Raw genomic sequence first — 21,898 nt, 5'->3', positions numbered from 1 at the left:
GGGTCAGACGGTGAACGCGGCGCCGTCCAGGGTCCAGTGGGGATCCCGGGCGATGCCCAGGGCGGCGTAGACGTGGGCGGCGACGTCGGCGTGCCGGACCGCCGGCGGAGCCGCCCCGGCGGGCAGGCCGGGCCCGCACGCGGCCACCCACGCCGTGCGCTCCAGCTCGCTGCGGCCGCCGTGGCCGCCCTCGTCCCGGTGGCCGTGATCGGTCACCACGATGACCGTCCACTGCTCCCCGGCGTGGCCGGGGCGCTCGCGCACGGCTTTGACCAGCCGCCCCAGGCGCTGGTCCGCGGTCTCGATCGACCGGCGGTACTCCGCGCCGCAGCCGAGGAAGTGGGCGGTCTCGTCGACGGCCCCGAGGTAGACGAAGGAGGCGTGGAGCTCCTCCCCGGAGCCCAGGACGTGCGCGGCCTCGGCCGTGACGGCCTCGTCGGCCTCCTCCCAGGCTTCCGGGGTGTCCTCGCGGGGAGCGATGAAGCTCAGCCGGCTGGGGGCGGTGAAGAGCGGGCCGCCCTGCTGGGCGAGGAACAGGGGTGCCCAGCCGCCGACGGCGAAGGTCCGTAGCCCGTGTTCGAGGGCCAGGCGCGTGGTGAAGTCGGGGAAGACGTCCAGGCGGTTGCCGTCGAGGCGATTGCCCCAGACCCCGTGCTTGGCGACCGAGACCCCGGTGACGATGGTGGTCCAGCAGGGGCCGGACATGGTCGGCGTGGCCCCGTCGATCTCGACGGGGGCCAGGAAGCCCGCGTGGACGATCTCGTCGAGGTGCGGGGTGTCCAGCTGCGGCAGCAGGTCGAGGCGTACGCCGTCGATGCCGACGACCAGAACGTGGCGGTTGTTCATATCGCGGTCCAGGGTGTCCGTGGGCGGGTGGGTGGATACATGGGTGGATGGGGCCCGGTCGGGAGCCCCCGTCGGGCGCCCCCGTCGGGCGCCCTGCGGGGCGTCCCGCGGGGCGTCAGGGAGCCACGCGCCGCAGCCGGAGCAGCCGGCTCGCGTAGTCGCCCGTGGGCAGCCGGAAGTCGATTCCGCGCCGGACCAGCACGGCGCCGCTGTGCACGCGCCCCAGGTCCGGGTCCAGGTAGTGGGCGCCGGGATCGAGCGCGGGCAGTGCGACGGGGGCGGGCTGGTGGCCGAACCGGGCCGAGGGGCGCCAGGCGAGGACGGCGTGTTCCCCGCCGTCCGCGGCGGCGTAGTGGACGGCGGTCACCCCGTCCGGGGCCCCGAGACGGTGCTGGAGCCCGTACTGGACCAGTGGGCGGATCTCCTTGTACCGGGCCACGAGCGCGGCGGCTTCGTCGAGTTCCTCGCCGGACCAGCCCGTCAGGTCTCCGCCCAGGCCGAGCGCTCCGGCCATGGCCACGTGGAAGCGGAAGCGCAGCGGAGTGCGCCGCCCGGTGCTCACGTTGGGGCTGTCGGTGACCCATGCGGCCATCACCAGGGCGGGAAAGAGCTGGCTGAAGCCGTCCTGGATCGCGATCCGGTCGACGGGATCGGTGTTGTCGGAGGTCCACACCTGGTCGGTGCGGGCGAGGATGCCCAGGTCGGCGCGGGCGCCACCGCCCGCGCAGGCCTCGATGCGCAGGCCCGGGTGGGCGGCGCGGAGCCGGTCCATGACGCGGTAGACGGCCCGGGTGTGGTCGATCCAGAGCCGGTCCGGATCGGGGCTGCCCTCCCAGCCGGCCTCGGTGAAGGGGCGGTTGGCGTCCCACTTGAGCCAGCTCACCCGGTGCTCGCGCACGAGGCCGTCGAGGGTTCGGCCGGCCCAGGCCTCCACCTCGGGGCGGGCGAAGTTCAGGACCAGCTGGCTGCGGAGCTCGGTCGCTTCGCGGGTGGGGGAGTGGATGACCCAGTCGGGGTGGGCGCGGTACAACTCGCTGTCACGGTTGACCATTTCGGGCTCCACCCACAGCCCGAACTCCATGCCGAGGCGGTGGACCTCGTCGGCGAGGGGGCGCAGCCCGTCGGGGAAGGCGCCGGGGTGCGCAGTCCAATCGCCCAGCCCCGCCCGCTCGTTGCGCCGGGCCCCGAACCAGCCGTCGTCCAGGACGAAGAGCTCGGCGCCGAGCCCGGAGGCCAGGCGGGCCAGCCGGATCTGGCCGGCCTGGTCGACGTCGAAGCCGGTGGCCTCCCAGGAGTTGTAGACGACCGGCCGCTCCCGGCCCGGCTCCGGGAGCACGTGGTCCCGGATGTGACCGTGCCAGGCGCGGCTGGCCGCGCCGAAGCCGTGCGGGGTGTAGAGGCCGTGGAAGGCGGGGGTGCGCAGGCTCTCGCCCGGCCGCAGGATCCAGCGCACTCCCTCGTGGCCGAACCCGCCGGTCCAGGTGGTGCGCCCGACCGGGTCGCGGTGCAGGGTGATGCGCCAGCTCCCGCTCCAGGCCAGGGCCGTGCTCCACACCTCGCCCCGGTCCTCGGTCGCGGTCCCGTCGTCGATCGCCAGCCAGGGGTTGGCGTGGTGGCCGGTGAGGCCCCGGCGGCTGGTGAGGACGGTCTCGGCGACGGGGAGCCGGTCGCGGCGCAGCTGGAACTCGCTGTTCCAGCCGCCCGTGAGGTGGCTGAGCCGGTAGTCGGCGAGCGCGGGGGCCGTCCAGGAGGCGGAGTCCAGCCGGTCGACGGTGATCGCACCGGCGGCCGCCGCGTCGTCGTCGCCGGCCGGTGCGGTGTGGGTCAGTTCCACCCAGCGCTCGACGACGTCACTGCCGGGGCGGACGCGGTAGCAGAGCTCCGCGCGCAGTGGGTAGTGGCGGTCGGTCAGGCGCAGCCGCAGTTCGCCGCCGTCGATGCTGTGTCCGTCGAACCGCCACTGGGCGCCGCTGGTTCCGTCGGCGAACCGGACCTGGAGCCCGGCCGGACCGAACCGCGCCCCGGTCTGCGGGGCCAGCTCGTCCGCGGCGGCCTCGGCCTCGAAACTGCTCGCCGCGGGTGAGGCGGCGTCCGGCAGCCGGGCGAGTGCGGCGGTGTCGAGCGGCGCACCCCAGTACAGGTGCCGGGGACTGCCGTCGGGCCCGATGCGCAGGGCGTACAGGCTGTTCGGCGTGCGGAGCACGGCAAGGCCGAGGCCGGGGTCGAAGGTGGCGGGCGGGAGCGCGTCAGGCACGTAGGGGTCCCCTGAGGTGCGGAAAGGAGCGGGAGCGTACGGAGGGTGGTGCGGACGTGCGCCCGTGGGAGCCGAAGAGACCTGCACGGGCGAGGAGTTGGGCCAGAGGCTAGGGCGGAGCCGGGTCGGAAATCAATACTGGACGAAGTTATTTATTTGCTCTACGTTGCACCCGTGTTTCGAAACCAGGCCCAACCACTGGTCACCGCACCGGCCGAGACGGCGGTCCTCTCGCTGCTCCTGGCCGAGGGCCCGCTCAGCCGGGTCGAGCTCGCGCGCCGGACGGGGCTGTCCTCGACGGCCATTACCAAGGCCGCCCGACCGCTCATCGACGACGGGTACCTCCACGAACTGGCCCCGGAGCGCACGGCTCCCGGGGCCGGACGCCCCGTCAACCCGCTGGCGATCACCCCGGACCGGGAGTTCTTCGTCGGCGTGAAGATCAGCGACGACCGGCTGTTCGGCGTGGTGTGCGACCTTCGGGCCCGGGTGCGGGCCACGGCCGGCCGGCCCCTGGCCGACCACCAACCCGAGTCGGTGGGCGCACTGCTGGCCGAGCTGGTCGACGAACTGCTCGACTCCGCACCCGCGTTCCGCGACCGCACCCGGCACCTCGGAATCGCGGTCTCGGGGGACGTGGACCGCGGCGGCGGCCGGGTCCGGTTCTCAGGCCGCCTCGGCTGGCGCGACGTACCGCTCGCGGAGATGGTGACCGCGTCCACCGGTCTGGCGGTCACCGTCGAGAACGACGTCAAAGCACTCACGATCGCCGAGCACTGGTTCGGGGAGGGAGTCGGCACCGGCTACTTCGCGCTGGTCACCATCGGCGCGGGCATCGGCTCCGCGCTCGTCGTCAACGGACAGCTGGTGACGGGCGCCCACGGTGTGGCCGGGGAGATGGGGCACATCTCCGTCGACCCGGCCGGGCCACGCTGCCGCTGCGGTTCGGTCGGCTGCGTCGAGGCCATCGCCTCGTCCGGCGCGATCCTCGAAGCGGTCCGCCGGGGCACCGGCCTCGGCGGGCTCGCGTTCGAGGAGGCCGTGGAGATGGCCCGCGACGGTGACCCCGTGGCGCGGGAGGCGTTCGCCCGGGCCGGTCGCGCGATCGGGGTGGGCATCGCCACGCTCGTCAACCTCATCGGCCCCGAACGCGTCGTGGTGAGCGGCGAGGGAGCGGGCACCTACGACCTGTTCGGACAGCACATCAAGGACGCCTACGCGGCCCACACCTTCGGGGCGGCGGGCACGTGCCCGCTGTCGCTGCGCCCGCTCCCCTGGGAGGAGTGGGCCCGCGGGGCCGCCGCGGTGGCCGTACAGGCCCTGTTCCCGTAGCGCCACGCACGTCTGGGGCACCGCACACCTCTCGGGCGCCGCACACGTCTGGGGCGCCGCACACATCCCGGGCGCCGCACACGTCCCAGGCACCACACACATCTCAGGCAGCGCGCACGGCTCAACCTGCACAACGTCTCAAGCAGCGCACACGGCTCACCCGCCCGGCGCCCTTCTCTGCCGGCAAGCACTGACGAAGGGCACCGGCCGGGCCGAACACACCCACATCACGCCTGCCCTCACGGAAGGATGCGACATGAGCGCACACAGAACCGAGCTTAGCCGACGGCGTTTCCTCGGCGGCTCGCTGTTGATCGTCGCCGGAAGCGTCGTGACCACAGCCTGCGACACCAGCCCGGGCGCGGACGACCCGTCCGGAGCGAGGACCACCCTGAACGTCTGGTACCACGCCTACGGCGAGGCCGGCGCACAGCAGGCCGCGCTGCGCTACGCGACCGCCTTCACCAAGGCCCATCCGGACACAGCCGTCAAGGTCACCTGGGTGCCCGGCGACTACACCGGCAAACTCAACGCCACGCTGCTCACCGACGCGGCCCCGGACGTCTTCGAGATCGGGGACTTCAACGAGAGCCTGGCCCGCCGGGGGCAGATCGCCGCGCTCGACGACCTCTACGGCAGCGCCAGGGCCGACTTCAACGACAACGCCATCGGCTGCGTGACGGTCGACAACAAGCTCTACGGCGTCAAGATGATCGACGACGTCATGGTGCTGTACTTCCGCAAGAGCACGCTGTCCAAGGCCGGCATCACCCCGCCCACCACGTTCGACGAGCTCGTGTCGGCGGCCAGGGCCCTCACCACCAAGACGGGCAAGGGCCTGTTCCTCGGCAACGACGGCCTGGGCGACAGCCCGATCCTCGCCGTCCGCTCGAACGGCGCCGATCTGGTGACCGACGGCAAGGTGGCCTTCGGCTCCCCGCAGGCCCTCGAAGCCCTGACCGGCCTCAAGCGGCTGCGCGACGACGGGTCCCTGCTGCTCGGCTTCACCACCGACTGGTGGGATCCGTCCGCCTTCACCCAGGGCGTCGTACCGATGCAGTGGTGCGGCCTGTGGGCGATGCCCGCCGTCAAGGCCGCGCTCGGCGAGGACTTCGGCGTCCTGCCGTGGCCCGCCTTCAAGGCCGGTGGCTCTCCCGTCGTGCGCGTCGGCGGCTGGACCAGCTGCGTCAACGCCAAGGGCCGGAACGTGGACGCCGCAAAGCGGTTCGTCCAGTGGCTGTGGATCCAGGAGAGCGGCCTGCAGAAGGACTGGGCCGAGAGCTACGGGTTCCACGTGCCGCCCCGCAAGACGGTCGCGGCGGGGGCCGACAAGCTCTCCGCCGGCGTGGCCAAGGAGACCGTGGAACTGGCCGCCAAGTACGGCAAGTACAACCCGGGCACCTGGGACACCGCGGTCAGCACCGCCTTCACCGCGGCCGCCGCGAAGATCACCGGCGGCCAGGGCGACCCCGCCGGACTCCTGGCGGACGCGGTGCGCCAGGCCCAGACCGCCGTCGACAAGCAGCGCGGCTGATGGTCGCCGCGACGGGGGCCCGGCCCCGCGCGGGCCGCTCGGCCCGGTTCGCCTTCGCGCTGCTCACCGCGCCGATGCTGATCGGGCTCGGCGTCTTCAAGTACGTCGCGATCGGCTGGAGCTTCCTGCTCAGCCTGAGCGACGCACGCGGCACCATCACCCCCAGCCACTGGGTCGGCCTGGACAACTACCGCGTGCTGCTCTCCGACCGGGCGTTCCGGGACTCCCTGCTCCAGATCCTGCTGTTCACCGCCTTCATCGTGCCGGTCACCTTCGCCGCCGCCCTCGGGCTCGCCCTGCTGGTGCACCGCATCCGGCGGGGGCGGGCGGCGCTGCGCACCACCTTCCTCGTCCCGGCGGCCGTCTCCTACGTGGCCGCCTCGCTCCTGTGGAAGATGAGCCTGTTCAGCGGTCTCCCGGCCGGCATCGCCAACACCGTCACCGGCTGGTTCGGCATGGACCCGGTCCCCTGGCTCCAGACCACCTCACCACCGCTGTACTGGATCGTCCTCGTCAGCCTCCGGCTCTGGCTCCAGGTCGGCTTCTACATGGTGCTCTTCCTCGCCGGACTCCAGGGCATCCCCGAAGAGCTCTACGAGGCCGCCGCCCTCGACGGGGCGACCGGCCTGCGACTGCTGCGCGGGATCACGCTGCCGATGCTGCGCAACACCTCCGTCGCCGTGCTGATGCTGCTCCTCATCTCCGCCTTCCAGGCCTTCGACGAGTTCTACAACCTCTTCAACAGCGGTCTCTCCGGCACCGGTTCGGCCCCCGTCCAGACCCCGCTGGTCTACCTGTACAACACCGCGATGGGCAGCCAGGACTACGGCCTCGGATCGGCCGGGGCCTTCGTGCTCACCGCGCTCATCGTCGGAGTGACCCTGATCCAGGGGCGCTTCACGGGATTCGGCCGGAAGGAAGGGTGAGCCGTCCATGAGCACCGTGCCGGGAATCTCCCGGGCCCTGCGCCTCTCCGGGCGCGGACTGCTGGTCGGCCTGCTGACCACGGTCTTCCTGACCCCCTTCTACCTGCTGCTGCGCGGCTCCCTGATGGACGCCCGGGGCCTGACGTCCCCGCACTGGACGTGGTGGCCGTCGACGGCGCACTTCGAGAACTTCACCGCGCTCTTCGACGACCCGGCCCTGTCCATGGGCAGGGCGCTGGCCAACTCGGCCCTGATCGCCGTCATCACGGCCCCCGTCTCCACGCTCCTGGCCTCCGCCGCCGGCTACGCCTTCGCGCGGATACCGGTACGGGGCCGCGGGATCCTGCTGGCCCTGGTGGTCGGCACCCTGATGATCCCCGGCTCGGTGACCTTCGTGCCGACCTTCGTCGTGGTCGGGTCCATGGGCGGGGTGAACACGCTGTGGGGCATCATCGCGCCGGGCCTGTTCAACCCCTTCGCCGTCCTGCTGTTCCGCAACTTCTACCTCCGCTTCCCGGCCGAGATCGAGGAGGCCGGACGGCTCGACGGGCTGGGCTGGTTCGGCCTGTACCGCCGGATCGCCCTGCCGAACTCGGGGGCGATGCTCGCCTCGCTCGGCGCACTGGCCTTCATCGACAGCTGGAACTCCTTCCTGTGGCCCCTGGTCATCGGCCAGGACCCGTCCGCCTGGACGGCCCAGATCGCCCTGTCCACCTTCCTCACCTCGCAGACCATCAACCTGCCCGGCCTGTTCGCCGGAGCCGTCGTGACGATCCTCCCCCTGGTCGTCATGTTCCTGGTCGCCCAGCGCCACATCGTCGAGGGCATCGCCACCAGTGGCCTCAAGGGCTGACCGGGGCGAGCGCCACCGACGCCGCGACGCACGTCAAGAGCACGGCACATCCCCTCCTCAGAAGGAGCCCACGTGACAGGCAAACCACTGCTCCGACGCGCGACCGCGGCACTCGCCGTGCTGTCCGCGCTGCTCCTGGGCACGGCTGCGGCCGCCGGCGCGGCGACGCCGGCCCTCGCCCCGGCGGGCACCGCGGCCGCCGCACCGACCCCGCCCGCGGTCCTGTCCGGTCCGCAACTGGCCGCTTCCTGGACCGGTCCGCTCAGTACCCGGGGCCGCTGGATCGTCGACGCCGCCGGCAACCGCTTCAAACTGAAGGCGGGCAACTGGGCCGGTGCCCAGGGAACATGGACCGGCAGCGGAGACATCAACGACCCCGCCAGCCACATGCACGGCGAACCGGCCCACAGCATGCCGCTCGGCCTGGACCGGGCCCCCATGGCCGCCATCCTGGCCGACTTCCACTGCCTCGGCCTCAACAGCATCCGGCTGCCCTTCTCCAACGCGCTCGTCCGCGACACCACACCCGTCCCCGACGCCGCGGTCGCCGCCAACCCGCAGCTGAAGGGCAAGACCCCGCTGCAGGTCTTCGACGCGGTCGTCGCGGCGCTCACCGCCGACGGCTTCGCGGTGATCCTCAACAACCACACCACCACCGCCCGCTTCTGCTGCGGCCTGGACGGCAACGAACGCTGGAACAGCAGCCAGAGCACCCAGCAGTGGGTGGACGACTGGCTGTTCATGGTGAACCGCTACAAGGCCGACAAGCGCGTGGTGGGCGCGGACCTGCGCAACGAAGTGCGCCGCGACACCTGGGACGACCCGAACTGGGGCTGGTACGACAGCCACGACGCCTACGCCGCCTTCGAGGAGGCCGGCAACCGGATCCTGCAGGCCGACCCCGATATGCTCGTCATCATGGAGGGCATCAACTGGTACGGGATCCCCCTCGCCGGACTCCCGCACGGCCGACCGGTGCTGACACCGGTCGCCAACCTCTCCCACACGCTGATCCAGTCGGGCAAGCTCGTCTACGCCGCACACTTCTACGCCTACACCGGCCCCGCCAACACCGGCGCCGGCAGCGGCCCCGGCTCCACGAGCGACCCTCGCTACCAGGACTTCACCCCGCAGCAGCTCGCCCAAGTGGTCAACTCCCAGGCCCTGTTCGTCACCGAATCCGGTCAGCACTTCACCGCACCGGTGTGGATCAGTGAGTTCGGGGCCGGCGGCCGCGGCTCCGACGACCCCAAGGAACGGGCCTGGCTGCACAACTTCACCGACATCCTCGTGGCCAACGACACCGACTTCGCGATCTGGCCCCTGGTCGGCTGGACCGATCCCGCCGGCGCCCCCATGGACAACTGGGCCCTGCTCTCCTACGGCGCGACCGGCGTCCGCCAGGGCATCGGGGACGGCGGGGACTGGCGCGCCGACGACTGGAACAAGCTGGTCACCACCCCCGGCCGGACCGGCCAGGTACCGCAGGTCAGCCACTGGAACATGCTCGACCTCGACCACGCCGACTACGACGTCTCCGTCACCATGGCGGCCAGGGCCGACTGGTCCCCGGGCAACCGCAAGGGGAACTGCCCCGACACCCAGCGGCTCACCGGCCTGAGCCGCAGCGACAGCCGCGGCCTGTGCACCGACGCGGGACAGCCCCTGAAGGCGGGCTCGGACTGGACCGTCGTCACGGACGAGCGGTACGTCACCCAGGGGGACTGGGCCGGCGGCTACGACAAGCTGCAGTGCCCCCAGAACACCTTCGCCGTCGGCTACAGCGTCCGCAGCAACGCGGTGTCCGCCCTGCTGTGCGCGCCCGCCGCCACCACCCTGCCCACCACCGGCCGCACGCTCTGGTTCGACCACGGCGACAACCGCCCCGCCACCGGGGGTTCGAACGCGAGCGACTGGGCTCCGGGCCACTACAAGGGCCAGTGCGCCGACACCGAATACGTCGCCGGAGTCGCCCGCACCTGGAAGTGGAACCACGGCGGGGTCCCCGACGCCCTGCTGTGCCGCCCCCTGCACTGACCGCCCCCCTCCCCTTCCCCCTCCCCACCCTCCGAGGAGCGCACGGCATGCCCCGACTGGAGATCGCCGCAGACGGCTTCCGTCTCGACGACCGGCCGTTCCGCATCGTCTCCGGTGCACTGCACTACTTCCGCGTCCACCCGGAGCAGTGGGCCGACCGGCTCCGCAAGGCGCGCCTGCTGGGCCTCAACACGGTCGAGACCTACGTCCCCTGGAACCTCCACGCCCCCCGGCGCGGGGAGTTCCGGCTGGACGGCGGTCTCGACCTGCCCCGGTTCCTCCGGCTCGCCGCCGCCGAGGGCCTGCACGTCCTGCTGCGCCCGGGACCGTACATCTGCGCCGAATGGGAGGGGGGCGGCCTGCCCTCCTGGCTCCTCGCCGGGGAAGGCATGGAGCTGCGCAGCCGCGACCCGCGCTTCCTGCGGGCCGTGGACGAGTACCTCGGAGCCCTCCTGCCGCCCCTCCTGCCCCTCCTCGGCACGAGCGGCGGCCCCGTCATCGCCGTCCAGCTCGAGAACGAGTACGGGGCCTACGGCCAGGACGGCGGCTACCTCGCCGACCTGGCCGCGCTGCTGCGCGAACACGGCGTCACCGTCCCCCTGTTCACCTGCGACCAGCCCGCCGACCTCGTACGCGGCGGCCTGGACGGCGTGCTGCGCACCGCCAACTTCGGCAGCCGGGTAGAGGCCGGCCTCAAGGACCTGCGGGCACTCCAGCCCGAAGGGCCCCTGATGTGCTCGGAGTTCTGGATCGGCTGGTTCGACCGCTGGGGCGGCGCCCACGCCGGCCGCGACGCCGGGGACGCCGCGGCCGATCTCGACCGGCTGCTCGCGGCCGGCGCCTCCGTGAACGTCTACATGTTCCACGGCGGCACGAACTTCGGCTTCACCAACGGGGCGAACGACAAGGGCACCTACCGGTCCACCGTCACCTCGTACGACTACGACGCGCTGCTGGACGAGGCCGGCGACCCCACGGCCAAGTACCTCGCCTTCCGCGAGGTCATCGCGAGGTACGAGCCGGTCCCCGACGAGCCGGTGCCCGTGCGGGCGCCGAAGCTGGGCCACGGACCGGTCGAACTCACCGACTGCGCAACCCTGTTCGGCCACGTGGACCTCCTCGGGAAGCCGGTGCGGGCCGAACGTCCGCGCACCATGGAGCAGCTCGGCCAGGACTTCGGCTTCGTCCTGTACGAGACCCGGCTGCCGGACCGGGGCCCCGCCCTCCTGCGGGCCGAGGACGTGCGCGACCGCGCACAGGTCTTCGTGGACGGGCAGCCGGTCGGCGTGCTCGAACGCGAGGGCCACGAGCACGCCCTCGCCTTCGAGGTCCCCCGCCCCGGAGCCCGGCTGACCGTGCTGGTGGAGAACCAGGGCCGGGTCAACTACGGACCGGGCATCCACGACCGCAAGGGACTCCTGGGCCGCACCCTGGTCAACGGGCGGGAACCGGCGCAGTGGTCCAGCCGCGCCCTGCCCCTGGACGACCTCACCCCCCTGACCTTCACCGCCTTCGACCCGCAGTCGCCCCCGGTGGGCCCCGCCTTCCACCGCGGGCACTTCGAGGTCGAGCGGCCCGCCGACACCTTCCTCGCCCTGGAGGGCTGGACCAAGGGGAACGTCTGGGTCAACGGCTTCGCCCTGGGCCGGTACTGGTCCCGCGGCCCCCAGAGCACGCTCTACGTCCCGGCCCCGGTGCTCAGGACCGGCCGCAACGAGATCACCGTCCTCGAACTGCACGCCCCGGCCACCCGCACGGTCGACCTGCGCGACCGCCCGGACCTGGGCCGGACCGAGGAGTGAGCCGGCCCGGCCCGCTCGGCCTCACAGCCCCGACCGCTCGCGCCAGATCCGGCGGGACGCGCGGAGCGGGTCCACGGCGAGCCTCGGTTCGGTGTCCCAGACGCGGGCCGTCGGCTCCTCCCCGGTGAAGGGGGCCCAGCCGGGGTCTCCGGTGGAGGCGAAGGAGATCCAGGAAGCACGGAGCCGTTCGGACAGGCGGACGAACTCCCGGGACGGCTCCTTGCCGCCGAACAGGGGCCCGCGCGCATGGCCGAACGTCGCCGGGATGTCGATGGCGTGACAGGCGCCGAGGGCTCCGCCGAACGCCGGGCTGCGCCAGGTGAAATCGTAGAGCCAGGCCCGGCCGCCCGCGGCGCCGTGCGCCTCGGCCAGCCAGGTCGCGGGCATCCGGAACAGCGCGTCGGAGAAGGCGGTGACGTACAGCTCGGGGTCGGTCAGGCCCGGGTGCGCGGCGCGGTACTCGTCGGCGGCCCGGCGGCCCAGCCCCAAGCCCTCGGTGACGGCTCCGAGATCGAGGTCGCGCGCCCGCAGCTTGGCCGGGGACCGAGCGGGCCCGCCGGGCGCCCGCTCGCGCCATCCCGCGCGTGCCGCCGACAGCATCATGGGCACGGCCTTGAGCAGCGCACCGGGCCCGATCCTGACGAGGCCGCGTTCCATGGCGAACAGGGTGAACTCGTCGTGGGTGTAGCCGGAGATCAGGTCGACCGAGCGGGCGCACCCCGAACGGAGGGCGAGCCACGGCTTGTCGACCACGGTGATTCCGTCGATGACGGGGGAGAAGGCGGTGATGGCCTCGGGAGTCGTCCAGCTCCCCGGATCCGTCCGCATCGCGGCCAAGGGCGCGTCCTGCACCGCGAGCAGCGCCTCGGGAGGCAGGGAGGCCAGAGCCCCGATGCCCACGCCGGCCGCTTCCCCGATCTCCGTGGCGATCCGCCGGGCCTCCTCCTCGGGCAGGAAGCGCCCGGCCATGCTCTGGACGATGGCCCGGCGGAACAGACCGCGCGCCGCCGGAGCGGACAGCAGGGCGGCGACGGACGCGCCCCCGCCGGATTCCCCGAAGACGGTCACGTTGTCCGGGTCGCCGCCGAAGGCCGCGATGTTCTCCCGCACCCATACGAGTGCGGCGGCCTGATCCAGGAAGCCCCGGTTGGCGGGCGCTCCCGGAACGAAGCCGAACCCTTCGAAGCCGACCCGGTAGTTGAACGTCACCATCACCACGCCGCCCCGCGCGAGCACCTCCCCGTCGTAGCCGGGGTCGGCGCAGTGGCCCGACTTCCACCCGCCGCCGTAGATCCACACCATGACCGGCAGCCGGTCACCGGAGCCGCCCGGGGTCCACACGTTCACGCTGAGGCAGTCCATGCCGTCCTCGGGCCGCCAGGCCGGGGGCATCCCGGGGACCAGCGGCAACTGTGGCGGCGCGGTGCCGAAGGACGTGGCCGGACGGACCCCGTCCCAGGCGGGGACCGGGGCCGGTGCCCGGAACCGCAGCGGCCCTTCCGGCGGGAGGGCGTAGGGGATGCCCTTGAAGACGGACAGTCCGTTCTCGGTCGTGCCTTCGATCGAGCCGGTCGAGGTCGCGATGACGACACCCATGCGTGGTTCCTTTCGGGCGGGGTCACGGGGTTACGGGGCTGCGGGGTGGTGCAGGCGGCGCCAGTGGCCCGCGAGGTCGCTGACCGAGGTGGTGACGGAGTCGAGGGCCATCGTCGTGCGGGAGTCCTGGTCGTAGCGGTCCCACCGGGGCACGGGGTGGACGTTGGGGTCGCCGGTGCGGATGAAGGAGATCCAGGCCGTGTGCATGGTCGCGGCGAGACCGTCACGGATCCTGGGGGCCAGTCCCGCGAGGAAGGGCGCCTGTGACCACTTGTCGAAGTTGTTGAACACGAACGGCAGTTCCAGGCAGTGCGCGGCCGCGAGCCGGCCGTCGTGCGCGGGCGTCGGGAGGTTGAACTGATAGGCCCAGACCGGACGTCCGCGGGCCGCCCGCCGCTCGGCCAGCTCCACGGCGGGCATGCGGAACAGGTCGTCGGTGATCAGGTCCATGAGGACGTCCACCGGGCGGGCGCCCGGCCGGGCCTCCTCGTACGCCGTGTACGCCTGGCCCGCCCGGTTCCCGAAGGTGTCCCGCGCCCGGGCGAGGACCTGGTCCTTGGTCGAGGCGGCGTACGGCTCGCTGAGCCCGAAGGCGAAGTTGGCCTCCTCCCTGGTCCAGCCGATCAGTACGTCGATGTCCGCCCCGGCACCGGTGAGCAGCAGGTCGGCGGGGTCCCGGTCCAGCGTGACCCCGTCCAGTACCGGCAGGAACGGGGTCGACCAGTAGCCCCACCGTCCGGTGCGCCCGAACATCTCGTAGGTGGCGGCGATCAGGCGGGGCCAGGGCACGGCCCGCAGCTCCGTCACGTTCCCGGCCCCGGCGATGTCCAGGAAGGCGGCGGTGCGCTCGAGCGACTCGGCGCGGGTGGGGATCTGCAGCCCGAGCGGCGGGCTCTGCAGGATGGCGCGCCGGAACAGCGGACGGCCCTTGGGCCGGGCACCCGCCAGTGCCGCGACCGACAGCGCGCCACCGGACTGGCCGGCGACGGTGATGTCTTCCGGGTCGCCGCCGAAGGCGGAGATGTTCTCGCGCACCCAGCGCAGCGCGGCGAGCTGGTCGGTGAGCCAGAAGTTTCCCCCGGCGCCGTCCTCGCCGAAGTAGAGGTAACCCAGTGGTCCCAGGCGGTAGTTGATGGTGACGACCACGAGGTCGCCGTCGCGCGAGAAGGTCTCGCCGGAGTAGTTGGGCAGCGATCCGGACCCGGAGATGAAGCCGCCGCCGTGGATCCACACCATCACCGGCCGCTTGGCGCCGTCGGCCCCGGGGGTCCAGACGTTGAGGGTGAGGCAGTCCTCGTCGAAGGGGGGCGAGCCGTGGGTGCCGAGCACCTGGTCGCCTCCCTCCCGGTAGGGCTGTGGTGCGCTCGGGCCGAAGGCGATCGCGTCGCGCGTCCCCCGCCAGCCGGGATGGGGCTGGGCGGGCCGCCACCGCAGGGCGCCGACCGGGGGCGCCGCGTAGGGGACGCCCTTGAAGACGTGGAGGCCTCCTTCGGTGCCTCCGCGCAGCCGGCCGCCGGAGGGCAGGTCCACGACGGGAGAGGGGCCGTCCGCGCTCGGGGCGGCCTGCGCGGCCCGCCCGCCCGCGAGTCCGGAGAGCAGTGCGGCGCCCGTCAGCACGCCGCTGTTCCGGAGGACTCTGCGTCGCGATGGGTCGTCGGTCATGGTGCTTCACTCCCTGACTGATCGGGGGCCCGTCACCCGAATCGGTATGGCGGGAAAGTGGCGAGGGTCAGTATTGCGATATATCCCGGGTCGGGGTCAAGGGGTCGGGGCCCGGTCCCGGCATCTATCTTGCGTAGTCTTGACGGGCGTCGTAAAAGCGCGATAGACACGTGTCACCTCACTTCACCCCACCTCAGTTCACGACGCCCGGCGGGTGAACAACTTCCCGTCCCCCAGGGCCGGTTGACGACGTACGGAGTTCCCATGACAGGTCGGTTTCGTCCCGTTGGTCTGGTCGCCGTATCGACGGCCCTCTTGCTGGCCACGGCATGTGGTGGTGCCAGCCTCGGGACCGGCGCGGACAAGCAGAGCGGGCCCGTGAAGATCGGACTCCTCCTCCCGCAGTCGGGGACCTACAAGGCCCTGGGCGACGACATGAAGCAGGGCTTCGAGCTCTACGTCGCGCAGCACGGCGGCAAACTCGGCGGCCGTGACGTGGAGATCGTCATCGCCGATGAGGGGGAGACGGCCGATTCGGGCAAGGCGGCGGCGGAGAAACTGGTCAAGCAGGACCGGGTGCTGGCGGTGAGCGGCGTGGTCAGCTCCGCCACCATCAACGGGGTCAAGGACCTGTTCGAGACCGCCAAGGTCCCGCTCGTCGGCTCGAACGCCTCACCCACGACACTGACCGGGGCCAAGTACATCTGGCGGACCTCGTACGTCAACGACGAGCCCGGCAAGGCGCTGGGCAAGCACGTGGCCGAGCAGGCCGGGGGCCCCGTCTTCCTGATCGCGGCCGGCTACCAGGCGGGCAAGGACGAGGTGGAGGGCTTCAAGTCCACCTTCCTCCCCGCCGGAGGCAAGATCGCGGGGGAGGAGGTCTACACGCCGTTCCCCGGCACCAAGAACTTCCAGCCGTACCTCGCGCAGATCGAGAAGTCCGGTGCGAAGTCCGTGTACTGCTTCTACGCCGGCGGCGCGGCCGTCGACTTCGTCAAGCAGTACCGGGACTTCGGGCTGGCGGGCAGGATCCCGCTCTACGCACCCGGCTTCCTCACCGAAGGCGGAGTCCTCAAGGGCCAGGGCGACGCGGCCACCGGCATCCGCACCGCGCTCAACTACAGCGCGGACCTGGACAACGCGGCCAACAAGCGCTTCGCCCCGGCCTACGCGTCCGCCTACGGTACGGCCCCGACCACGTACGCGATGGCGTCCTGGGACGCGGCGCAGGTCCTCGACAAGGCGATCGGGGCGGCCGGTTCCACGGTGACCTCCGAGACGGTCAACACCGCCATCGCCGCAGTGGGGGACATCGACAGCCCGCGCGGCACCTGGCGGTTCAACAGCGGGGGCACCCCCGTCCAGCCCTGGTACCTGCGCGAGGTCAAGCAGGGCGCCAACACCGTCAGTTCCGAGCTGGGAAGACTGGGCGGCTGACATGTACGGATGGTTTGACGGCAACCTCGTCAGCGTCGTCGACGGAGTCGCCTTCGGTCTGCTGCTGTTCACGATCGCGGTCGGCCTGTCCCTGGTCTTCGGCATGATGGACGTGCTCAACCTGGCTCACGGAACGCTCTACCTCGCCGGCGCCTACGTCGCCTACGCACTGTCCGACGGAACCCTGTGGGGCCTGCTCCTCGCGCTGGCGGCCGGCGTCCTGGTGGGCGTCATGGGCGGCGCGGCACTGACGTTCCTCACCCAGCCGCTCGCCCGGCGCGGCCACCTGGACCAGGCCCTGCTGACGCTCGGGATCACCTTCGTCGTCGCCGATCTGCTGGCCGCTTCCTTCGGCGGGGAGGTGCTGCCCACCGACCCTCCGGCCTCGCTGCGCGGGACGGTGGACCTCTTCGGCCACGCCTATCCGGTCTACCGGCTCGTGTTCATCGCCGTCGCGGCCGGCCTCGCGCTCGTGGTGTACCTCGTCTTCGAACGCAGCTCGCTCGGAGCACTGGTGCGGGCCACCGTCGCGGACCGGGACATGGTCCGCGCACTCGGCGTCGACATCCGCAAGGTGCTCTACGGGGTCTTCGCCTCCGGCGCGGCCCTGGCCGTGGCCGGCGGGGTCCTCGGCGCCCCGATCCTGGGGCCCGGGCCGGGCGTGGACGAGACCGTACTCGTCCTGTCGCTCGTGGTCGTGGTCGTGGGCGGCCTCGGATCGGTACGCGGCGCACTCGCCGGAGCGCTCCTCATCGGCCAGGTGCAGACGCTCGGGGTGGCGCTGCTCCCGCAGTACGCCCCCTTCCTCCTCTTCGGCACCATGCTGCTCGTCCTCGTGGTCCGCCCGCACGGCCTCGTCCCGTCGGCGGTGCGCGCATGAACCCGTCCACCACCGCGGGCCCGACGGCGCGGCGGCTGACGGCGGCCACAGTCGTCGGCGCCCTCGCCCTGGCCCCCTTCGCCCTCGGCCCGTACGCCATCGGCACCCTGTCGCGGATCCTCGTGTTCGCACTCCTCGCCATGAGCGTGCACCTGCTCACCGGCCTGACCGGACTGCCCACCCTCGGCCAGTCGGCCCACTTCGGGGTCGGCGCCTACACGGCGGCCGTCGTGGCGACCGGGCTCACCGACATCGGGGTGCTCCAACTCCTCATCGCCGCAGCCGTCTCCGCACTCGTGGCCGTGCCGGCCGGCTGGCTCGCGGTACGGGCCAGGCGCGTGGTCTTCCTGATGCTGACGCTGGCCATCGGGGAGATCGCCTACAGCGCCGCCGTCAACTGGAAGTCCCTGACGAACGGTTCCGACGGGATGGCGGGCATCCCGCCCGTCGTACCGCTGCCGGGCCTGCCCGCCCTGGAGCTCGACGGGCTGGTCTACTTCTACGTCCTGGCCGTGTTCCTGCTGCTCTTCGCGGCGCTCTCCCGCCTGGGCCGGACCCCGTTCGCGCTCGCCCTGCGCGGCATCCGCGACAACGAGCCCCGCATGCGCGCGATCGGCTATCCCACCCAGAGGTACGCCCTCACCGTCTACTGCGGGGCCGCGGCACTGGCCGGCGCCGCCGGAGCCCTGTGGGTCTCGGTGCAGCGGTTCGTCTCGCCCGGCGACGCCGGCTTCGAGATCGCCGCGCTGGCGCTGCTGGCCGTCGTCATCGGCGGCTCCGGCTCCCTGTGGGGAGCCTGCTCCGGAGCCGCCCTCGTCTGGCTCACCCGCGACTACCTCGGCAACCTCGAAGCCGTCGCCGGACGGGGGCCGCTGCTGCTCGGACTGCTCTTCGTCGTCGCCGTCTACACGCTGCCCCGCGGACTGGCCGGCGTACGGATCCAAGCCACCTTCACCCGGAAGAGGACGGCGTGACAGCACTACTGCAACTGCTCGGAGTGTCAAGGCACTTCGGCTCCTTCCGGGCCCTGGACGGCGTCGACCTCACCGTGCGGGCGGGGGCCCGGCACGCGGTCATCGGCCCGAACGGCGCGGGCAAGTCCACGCTGTTCGGCCTGATTTCGGGAACACTGGCCGCCACCGCCGGGACGATCCTCGTCGACGGCCAGGACGTGACCCGGCTGTCCGTGGACCGCCGGGTCGGCCTCGGGGTCGCGGCCACGTTCCAGCACTCCAGCCTCTTCCTGCGCGAGACCGTACTGGAGAACGTGCTGCTCGCCGTGGAGCGCCGGGCCTGGGCCGGGGCAGGGGCCGCGGCCGGGGCAGGGCCCGGGCCCGGACGCCGGCGGAGGGCCGGTGCCCGCGGCGTCGCGATCGCGCAGGCCCGCGAACTCCTCGACCAGGTGGGCCTGCCCGGCCGGCACGAGCTCACGGCCGGCGAGCTCTCGCACGGGGAACGCCGCCAGCTGGAGGTCGCCGTGGCCCTGGGCACCGATCCCCGGCTGCTGCTCCTCGACGAGCCGGCCGCCGGCATGTCACCGGCGGAGACCGCGCGCCTCACCGAACTGATCGGGGCCCTGCCGGGGGAGGTGACCGTACTCCTCGTCGAACACGACCTCGACATGGTCTTCGAGCTCGCCGACACGGTGACGGTCCTCCACCTCGGCAGACACCTCAAGACCGGCTCCCCGGACGAGGTGCGGGCCGCCGCCGAAGTCCAGAGCGCCTACCTCGGCACCACGGAGGTCTCCTCGTGAAACCGTTCTTCAGCGTGCGCGGACTGAGCTCGGGCTATGCCGGGGGCGTGGTCCTGGGCGGCGTCGATCTGGATCTCGACGCCGGCGGGACGGTCGCCGTCCTCGGGCGCAACGGGGTCGGCAAGACCACCCTCATCTCGACCGTCATGGGACTGGTCCGGCCGTACGCGGGCAGCGTCACGCTCGACGGCCGGGAGATCGCCGGGGCCCGCGTCGACGCGATCGCCCGGGCCGGGGTGGGGGTCGTGCCGCAGGGCCGCCGTGTCTTCGCACCGCTCACCGTGGCAGAACACCTGTCCATCGCCACCCGGCGGCGCACCCGGGGGCCGTGGACCCGGGCCCGCGTCCTGGACCTCCTGCCGAGGCTGGGAGAACGGCTCGGACACCGCGGTGACCAGCTCTCCGGCGGGGAACAGCAGATGCTGGCGATCGCCCGGGCCCTGCTGGGCAACCCGCGCCTCCTCCTGCTCGACGAGCCGTCCGACGGCCTCGCTCCCGCGATCGTCGCCCAGGTGGGCGAGGTGATCCGCGAGGTCGGCGCGCAGGGCATGTCGGTGGTCCTCGTCGAGCAGAACCTCGCACTGGCCCTCTCCGTCGCGCAGGAGGTGGCCGTCATGCAGAAGGGCCGCATCGTCCACCGCGCACCGTGCGCGCAGTTCGCCTCCCGCCCCGAGGACCGCAGGAGGCTGCTGGGAGTGGACTGACCCGGCGGGACCGGCACGAACGCCGCCGGGCCGACCGGAATCGGCGCCCCGGAGCGGCCTCGGCAGGCGGTGGCACGCGGATTGGGCAGAGGATGGAGGCGTGGAGACGGGTACGGGTGCCGGATGAACGAGCACATCCCGGTCGAGGAGCTGATCAGCGGCGCCGCACAGGCCGCCGGCGGCTGGCTGGGCGCGCTGCCGATCGCCCTGCTGGCCACCAGCGCCGACGGAACGGTCGTGCGCTGGAACCAAGTGGCACAGGAACTGCTGGGGTACACCCCGCCGCAGATGCTCGGCCACAACATCGCGGACCTCCTGCATCCGGGATCCGACCGCAGCCTGGGCCGCTCCCTGTGGGAAGCCACGGCCACCGGGCGGGGCGTGATGGGCACCGTGACCGCGTGGCACCGCGACGGACACCCGCTGGAGGTGGAGATCTGGGCCTCCCCGGTGTCCGACCGCCAGCAGGGCGCGGCGTCGGTGCTGGTCTTCGCCGCCGACGCGCACGCGGCGCGGCGCATCCGCGGGTCGTCGGCTGTGTGGGACGGCCTGTTCGCCCGCTCCCCGGTCGGCATCGCCGTCCTCGACACACAGCTGCGGTTCCTGCAGGTCAACGCCGCACTGGAAGCCATGAACGGCCTGCCGGAATCGGCCCATGTGGGACGCCGGCTGGCCGAGCTCCTCCCGGAGGTGAACGCCCGCGAGATGGAGGAGGCGATGCGGGAGGTGCTGGAGACCGGGCATCCGGTCCTCGACCGCCGCCGGGTCGGACGGACACCGGCCGAACCGGACCACGACCGGGTGTGGTCCTGCTCCTACGTCCGGGTGGAGGACCCCGCCCACCTGCCCATCGGGGTGATCGCCTCCCTCGTCGACATCACCGAGCAGCAGCGCGACCACGTCGAAGCCGAAGCGGGACGGCGCCGGCTAGCCCTGCTCAGCGAGGCCAGCATGCGCGTCGGCTCCAGTCTCGACCTGGAGCGCACCGCGCAGGAACTCGCCGACCTCGCCGTGCCGCGCCTCGCCGACGCCGTGACCGTGGACGTCCTGGACGTGCTGGCGAGCGGGGACGAGCCCGGCATGGGGCTGACCGGCGGGGCCTCCCTGCGGCGCCTCGGCAAGGCCCCGCTGTCCGGATCCAGGGTGACCGACATCCTCGCCCCCCTCGGCAGGACGCTCGTCTTCCCCCCGAACGCCCCCTACACCCAGGCCCTCGCGGCCCGCCAGCCCTTCCTGATCGCCCGCCTCGACGAGCAGTCGGTGGCCCCCGCCGCGCGGCATTCGGCCAAACCCGCCCGGCTGGTCGGGGTGGGGGTGCACTCCTTCGTGATGGCGCCCCTGGTGGCCCGGGAGACGGTGATCGGCGTCGCCACCTTCTACCGAACCCGCCCGATCGGACCCTTCGGGGCCGAGGACGTCACCCTCGCCGGCGAACTCGCCGCCCGCGCCGCGCTCAGCATCGACAACGCCAGGCTCTACCACCGCGAGCACGAGACCGCCGTCATCCTCCAGCGGAGCATGCTCCCCCAGCACGTCACCCCGCCGCCCGGCATCACGGTCAGCCACCGCTACCTCCCCGCCAGCGACGTCAACGAGATCGGCGGCGACTGGTACGACGTCCTGCCCCTGGCCGGCGGCAAGGCGGCCCTGCTCATCGGCGACGTGATGGGGCACGGCATCGCCGCGGCCGCGGTCATGGGGCGGCTGTCCGCCTCCGTACGGGCCCTCGCGCGCCTGGACCTCCCGCCGGTCCGGCTGCTGCACCAGCTGGAAGCCGTACTCGGCGACCTCACCGAGCCGATGCTGGCCACGTTCCTGTACATCGTCTGCGACCCGGCCACCGGCCACTGCACCGTCACCCGGGCCGGGCACCCGCCGCCCGCCCTCGTGCTCCCCGACGGCACGGTCCGGCTCGTGGACACCCCGCCCGGCGTCCCCCTGGGGGTCGGGGGAGTCGCCTTCACACCCACCGAGATCGACGTGCCCCCCGGCAGCCTGCTCGTGCTCTACACCGACGGGCTGATCGAAGCCCGCGGCTACGACCTCGACGAACGGCTCGCCGAGCTGACCCGGCACCTCGCGGATCCGCACCGCCAGCTGGACCACCTGTGCGACTCGCTGATCACCCACCTCGTACCGGCCGCGGCCGACGACGACGTGGCGCTCCTGGTCGCCCGCATCGGCGACTAGGAAGGTTCACGGCAGTCCGCAGAACGCCGTTTCCCGATGCATACCTTCCCGGCCACGCGCAAGCCATCAGCGGGAAAGACTCCGCAGAG

Annotated in this window: 16 protein-coding genes; 12 read left to right on the top strand and 4 right to left on the bottom strand. The window is 72.5% G+C overall.

Features of this window, described 5'->3' with window-relative positions:
- Positions 1-3 precede the first annotated feature (3 nt).
- Positions 4-846 carry an alkaline phosphatase family protein gene (locus OG904_RS02165; RefSeq protein WP_405486766.1) on the bottom strand — a complete coding sequence of 281 codons (843 nt, stop codon included), beginning with the start codon at positions 844-846 and terminating at the stop codon, positions 4-6.
- A gap of 115 nt (positions 847-961) precedes the next feature.
- Positions 962-3,100, bottom strand: a complete 2,139-nt coding sequence (locus OG904_RS02160; protein ID WP_405486764.1) for an alpha-galactosidase — start codon at positions 3,098-3,100, stop codon at positions 962-964.
- Positions 3,101-3,274: 174 nt separating this feature from the next.
- On the opposite strand from OG904_RS02160, the gene OG904_RS02155 reads away from it, so the two are divergent.
- From OG904_RS02155 to OG904_RS02130, 6 genes are all read left to right on the top strand, one after another.
- Positions 3,275-4,432, top strand: coding sequence for an ROK family protein (locus tag OG904_RS02155; RefSeq protein ID WP_405486762.1), 1,158 nt, complete (start codon positions 3,275-3,277; stop codon positions 4,430-4,432).
- Between the two features lie 256 nt (positions 4,433-4,688).
- The gene (locus OG904_RS02150) at positions 4,689-5,966 is read left to right on the top strand and encodes an ABC transporter substrate-binding protein (RefSeq protein WP_405486760.1); all 1,278 of its coding nucleotides are present in this window, start codon (positions 4,689-4,691) and stop codon (positions 5,964-5,966) included.
- The gene (locus tag OG904_RS02145; protein ID WP_405486757.1) at positions 5,966-6,892 is read left to right on the top strand and encodes a carbohydrate ABC transporter permease; all 927 of its coding nucleotides are present in this window, start codon (positions 5,966-5,968) and stop codon (positions 6,890-6,892) included. Before OG904_RS02150 ends, OG904_RS02145 begins: the two co-directional genes overlap by 1 nt.
- 7 nt (positions 6,893-6,899) lie before the next feature.
- On the top strand, positions 6,900-7,745 hold the full coding sequence (locus OG904_RS02140; protein ID WP_405486755.1) for a carbohydrate ABC transporter permease: 846 nt from the start codon (positions 6,900-6,902) through the stop codon (positions 7,743-7,745).
- A gap of 72 nt (positions 7,746-7,817) precedes the next feature.
- A complete protein-coding gene (locus tag OG904_RS02135) occupies positions 7,818-9,782 on the top strand; it encodes a glycoside hydrolase family 5 protein (RefSeq protein ID WP_405486753.1) in 1,965 nt (654 codons plus the stop codon).
- Between the two features lie 47 nt (positions 9,783-9,829).
- On the top strand, positions 9,830-11,584 hold the full coding sequence (locus tag OG904_RS02130; RefSeq protein ID WP_405486751.1) for a glycoside hydrolase family 35 protein: 1,755 nt from the start codon (positions 9,830-9,832) through the stop codon (positions 11,582-11,584).
- A gap of 21 nt (positions 11,585-11,605) precedes the next feature.
- Here OG904_RS02130 and OG904_RS02125 read toward each other — a convergent pair whose 3' ends face one another.
- Positions 11,606-13,180 (bottom strand): carboxylesterase/lipase family protein, encoded by a 1,575-nt coding sequence (locus OG904_RS02125; protein WP_405486749.1) that lies wholly within the window; start codon positions 13,178-13,180, stop codon positions 11,606-11,608.
- Between the two features lie 30 nt (positions 13,181-13,210).
- The gene (locus OG904_RS02120; protein ID WP_405486747.1) at positions 13,211-14,842 is read right to left on the bottom strand and encodes a carboxylesterase/lipase family protein; all 1,632 of its coding nucleotides are present in this window, start codon (positions 14,840-14,842) and stop codon (positions 13,211-13,213) included.
- Positions 14,843-15,106: 264 nt separating this feature from the next.
- Between OG904_RS02120 and OG904_RS02115 the strand changes: the two genes are divergently transcribed.
- The 6 genes from OG904_RS02115 to OG904_RS02090 all read left to right on the top strand — a co-directional run bounded on the left by OG904_RS02115 (position 15,107) and on the right by OG904_RS02090 (position 21,809).
- The gene (locus OG904_RS02115) at positions 15,107-16,279 is read left to right on the top strand and encodes an ABC transporter substrate-binding protein (protein ID WP_405486745.1); all 1,173 of its coding nucleotides are present in this window, start codon (positions 15,107-15,109) and stop codon (positions 16,277-16,279) included.
- A 1-nt stretch (position 16,280) separates the two neighbouring features.
- A complete protein-coding gene (locus tag OG904_RS02110; protein ID WP_405486743.1) occupies positions 16,281-17,159 on the top strand; it encodes a branched-chain amino acid ABC transporter permease in 879 nt (292 codons plus the stop codon).
- Positions 17,156-18,133: a branched-chain amino acid ABC transporter permease gene (locus OG904_RS02105; RefSeq protein ID WP_405486741.1), complete on the top strand. Its 978-nt coding sequence runs from the start codon at positions 17,156-17,158 to the stop codon at positions 18,131-18,133. The genes OG904_RS02110 and OG904_RS02105 overlap by 4 nt, the downstream gene beginning before the upstream one ends.
- Positions 18,130-18,915: an ABC transporter ATP-binding protein gene (locus OG904_RS02100; protein WP_405486739.1), complete on the top strand. Its 786-nt coding sequence runs from the start codon at positions 18,130-18,132 to the stop codon at positions 18,913-18,915. Before OG904_RS02105 ends, OG904_RS02100 begins: the two co-directional genes overlap by 4 nt.
- Entirely contained in the window at positions 18,912-19,619 is a 708-nt protein-coding gene (locus OG904_RS02095) for an ABC transporter ATP-binding protein (protein WP_405486737.1), read from the top strand. The genes OG904_RS02100 and OG904_RS02095 overlap by 4 nt, the downstream gene beginning before the upstream one ends.
- Positions 19,620-19,742: 123 nt before the next feature.
- On the top strand, positions 19,743-21,809 hold the full coding sequence (locus tag OG904_RS02090) for a SpoIIE family protein phosphatase (protein WP_405486735.1): 2,067 nt from the start codon (positions 19,743-19,745) through the stop codon (positions 21,807-21,809).
- Positions 21,810-21,898: the final 89 nt, after the last annotated feature.

The organism is Streptomyces sp. NBC_00096 (assembly GCF_045041305.1).
Classification (GTDB): domain Bacteria; phylum Actinomycetota; class Actinomycetes; order Streptomycetales; family Streptomycetaceae; genus Streptomyces.
Note: the sequence above shows the minus strand (reverse complement) of the source record. Positions and strands in the feature narration are given on the sequence as shown.

Bases quoted from the DNA above. Each gene is read 5' to 3' on its own strand.
- OG904_RS02165 (WP_405486766.1), bottom strand. From the start codon at position 846: ATGAACAACCGCCACGTTCTGGTCGTCGGCATCGACGGCGTACGCCTC.
- OG904_RS02150 (WP_405486760.1), top strand. From the start codon at position 4,689: ATGAGCGCACACAGAACCGAGCTTAGCCGACGGCGTTTCCTCGGCGGC.
- OG904_RS02145 (WP_405486757.1), top strand. From the start codon at position 5,966: ATGGTCGCCGCGACGGGGGCCCGGCCCCGCGCGGGCCGCTCGGCCCGG.
- OG904_RS02140 (WP_405486755.1), top strand. From the start codon at position 6,900: ATGAGCACCGTGCCGGGAATCTCCCGGGCCCTGCGCCTCTCCGGGCGC.
- OG904_RS02130 (WP_405486751.1), top strand. From the start codon at position 9,830: ATGCCCCGACTGGAGATCGCCGCAGACGGCTTCCGTCTCGACGACCGG.
- OG904_RS02125 (WP_405486749.1), bottom strand. From the start codon at position 13,180: ATGGGTGTCGTCATCGCGACCTCGACCGGCTCGATCGAAGGCACGACC.
- OG904_RS02120 (WP_405486747.1), bottom strand. From the start codon at position 14,842: ATGACCGACGACCCATCGCGACGCAGAGTCCTCCGGAACAGCGGCGTG.
- OG904_RS02115 (WP_405486745.1), top strand. From the start codon at position 15,107: ATGACAGGTCGGTTTCGTCCCGTTGGTCTGGTCGCCGTATCGACGGCC.
- OG904_RS02110 (WP_405486743.1), top strand. From the start codon at position 16,281: ATGTACGGATGGTTTGACGGCAACCTCGTCAGCGTCGTCGACGGAGTC.
- OG904_RS02105 (WP_405486741.1), top strand. From the start codon at position 17,156: ATGAACCCGTCCACCACCGCGGGCCCGACGGCGCGGCGGCTGACGGCG.
- OG904_RS02090 (WP_405486735.1), top strand. From the start codon at position 19,743: ATGAACGAGCACATCCCGGTCGAGGAGCTGATCAGCGGCGCCGCACAG.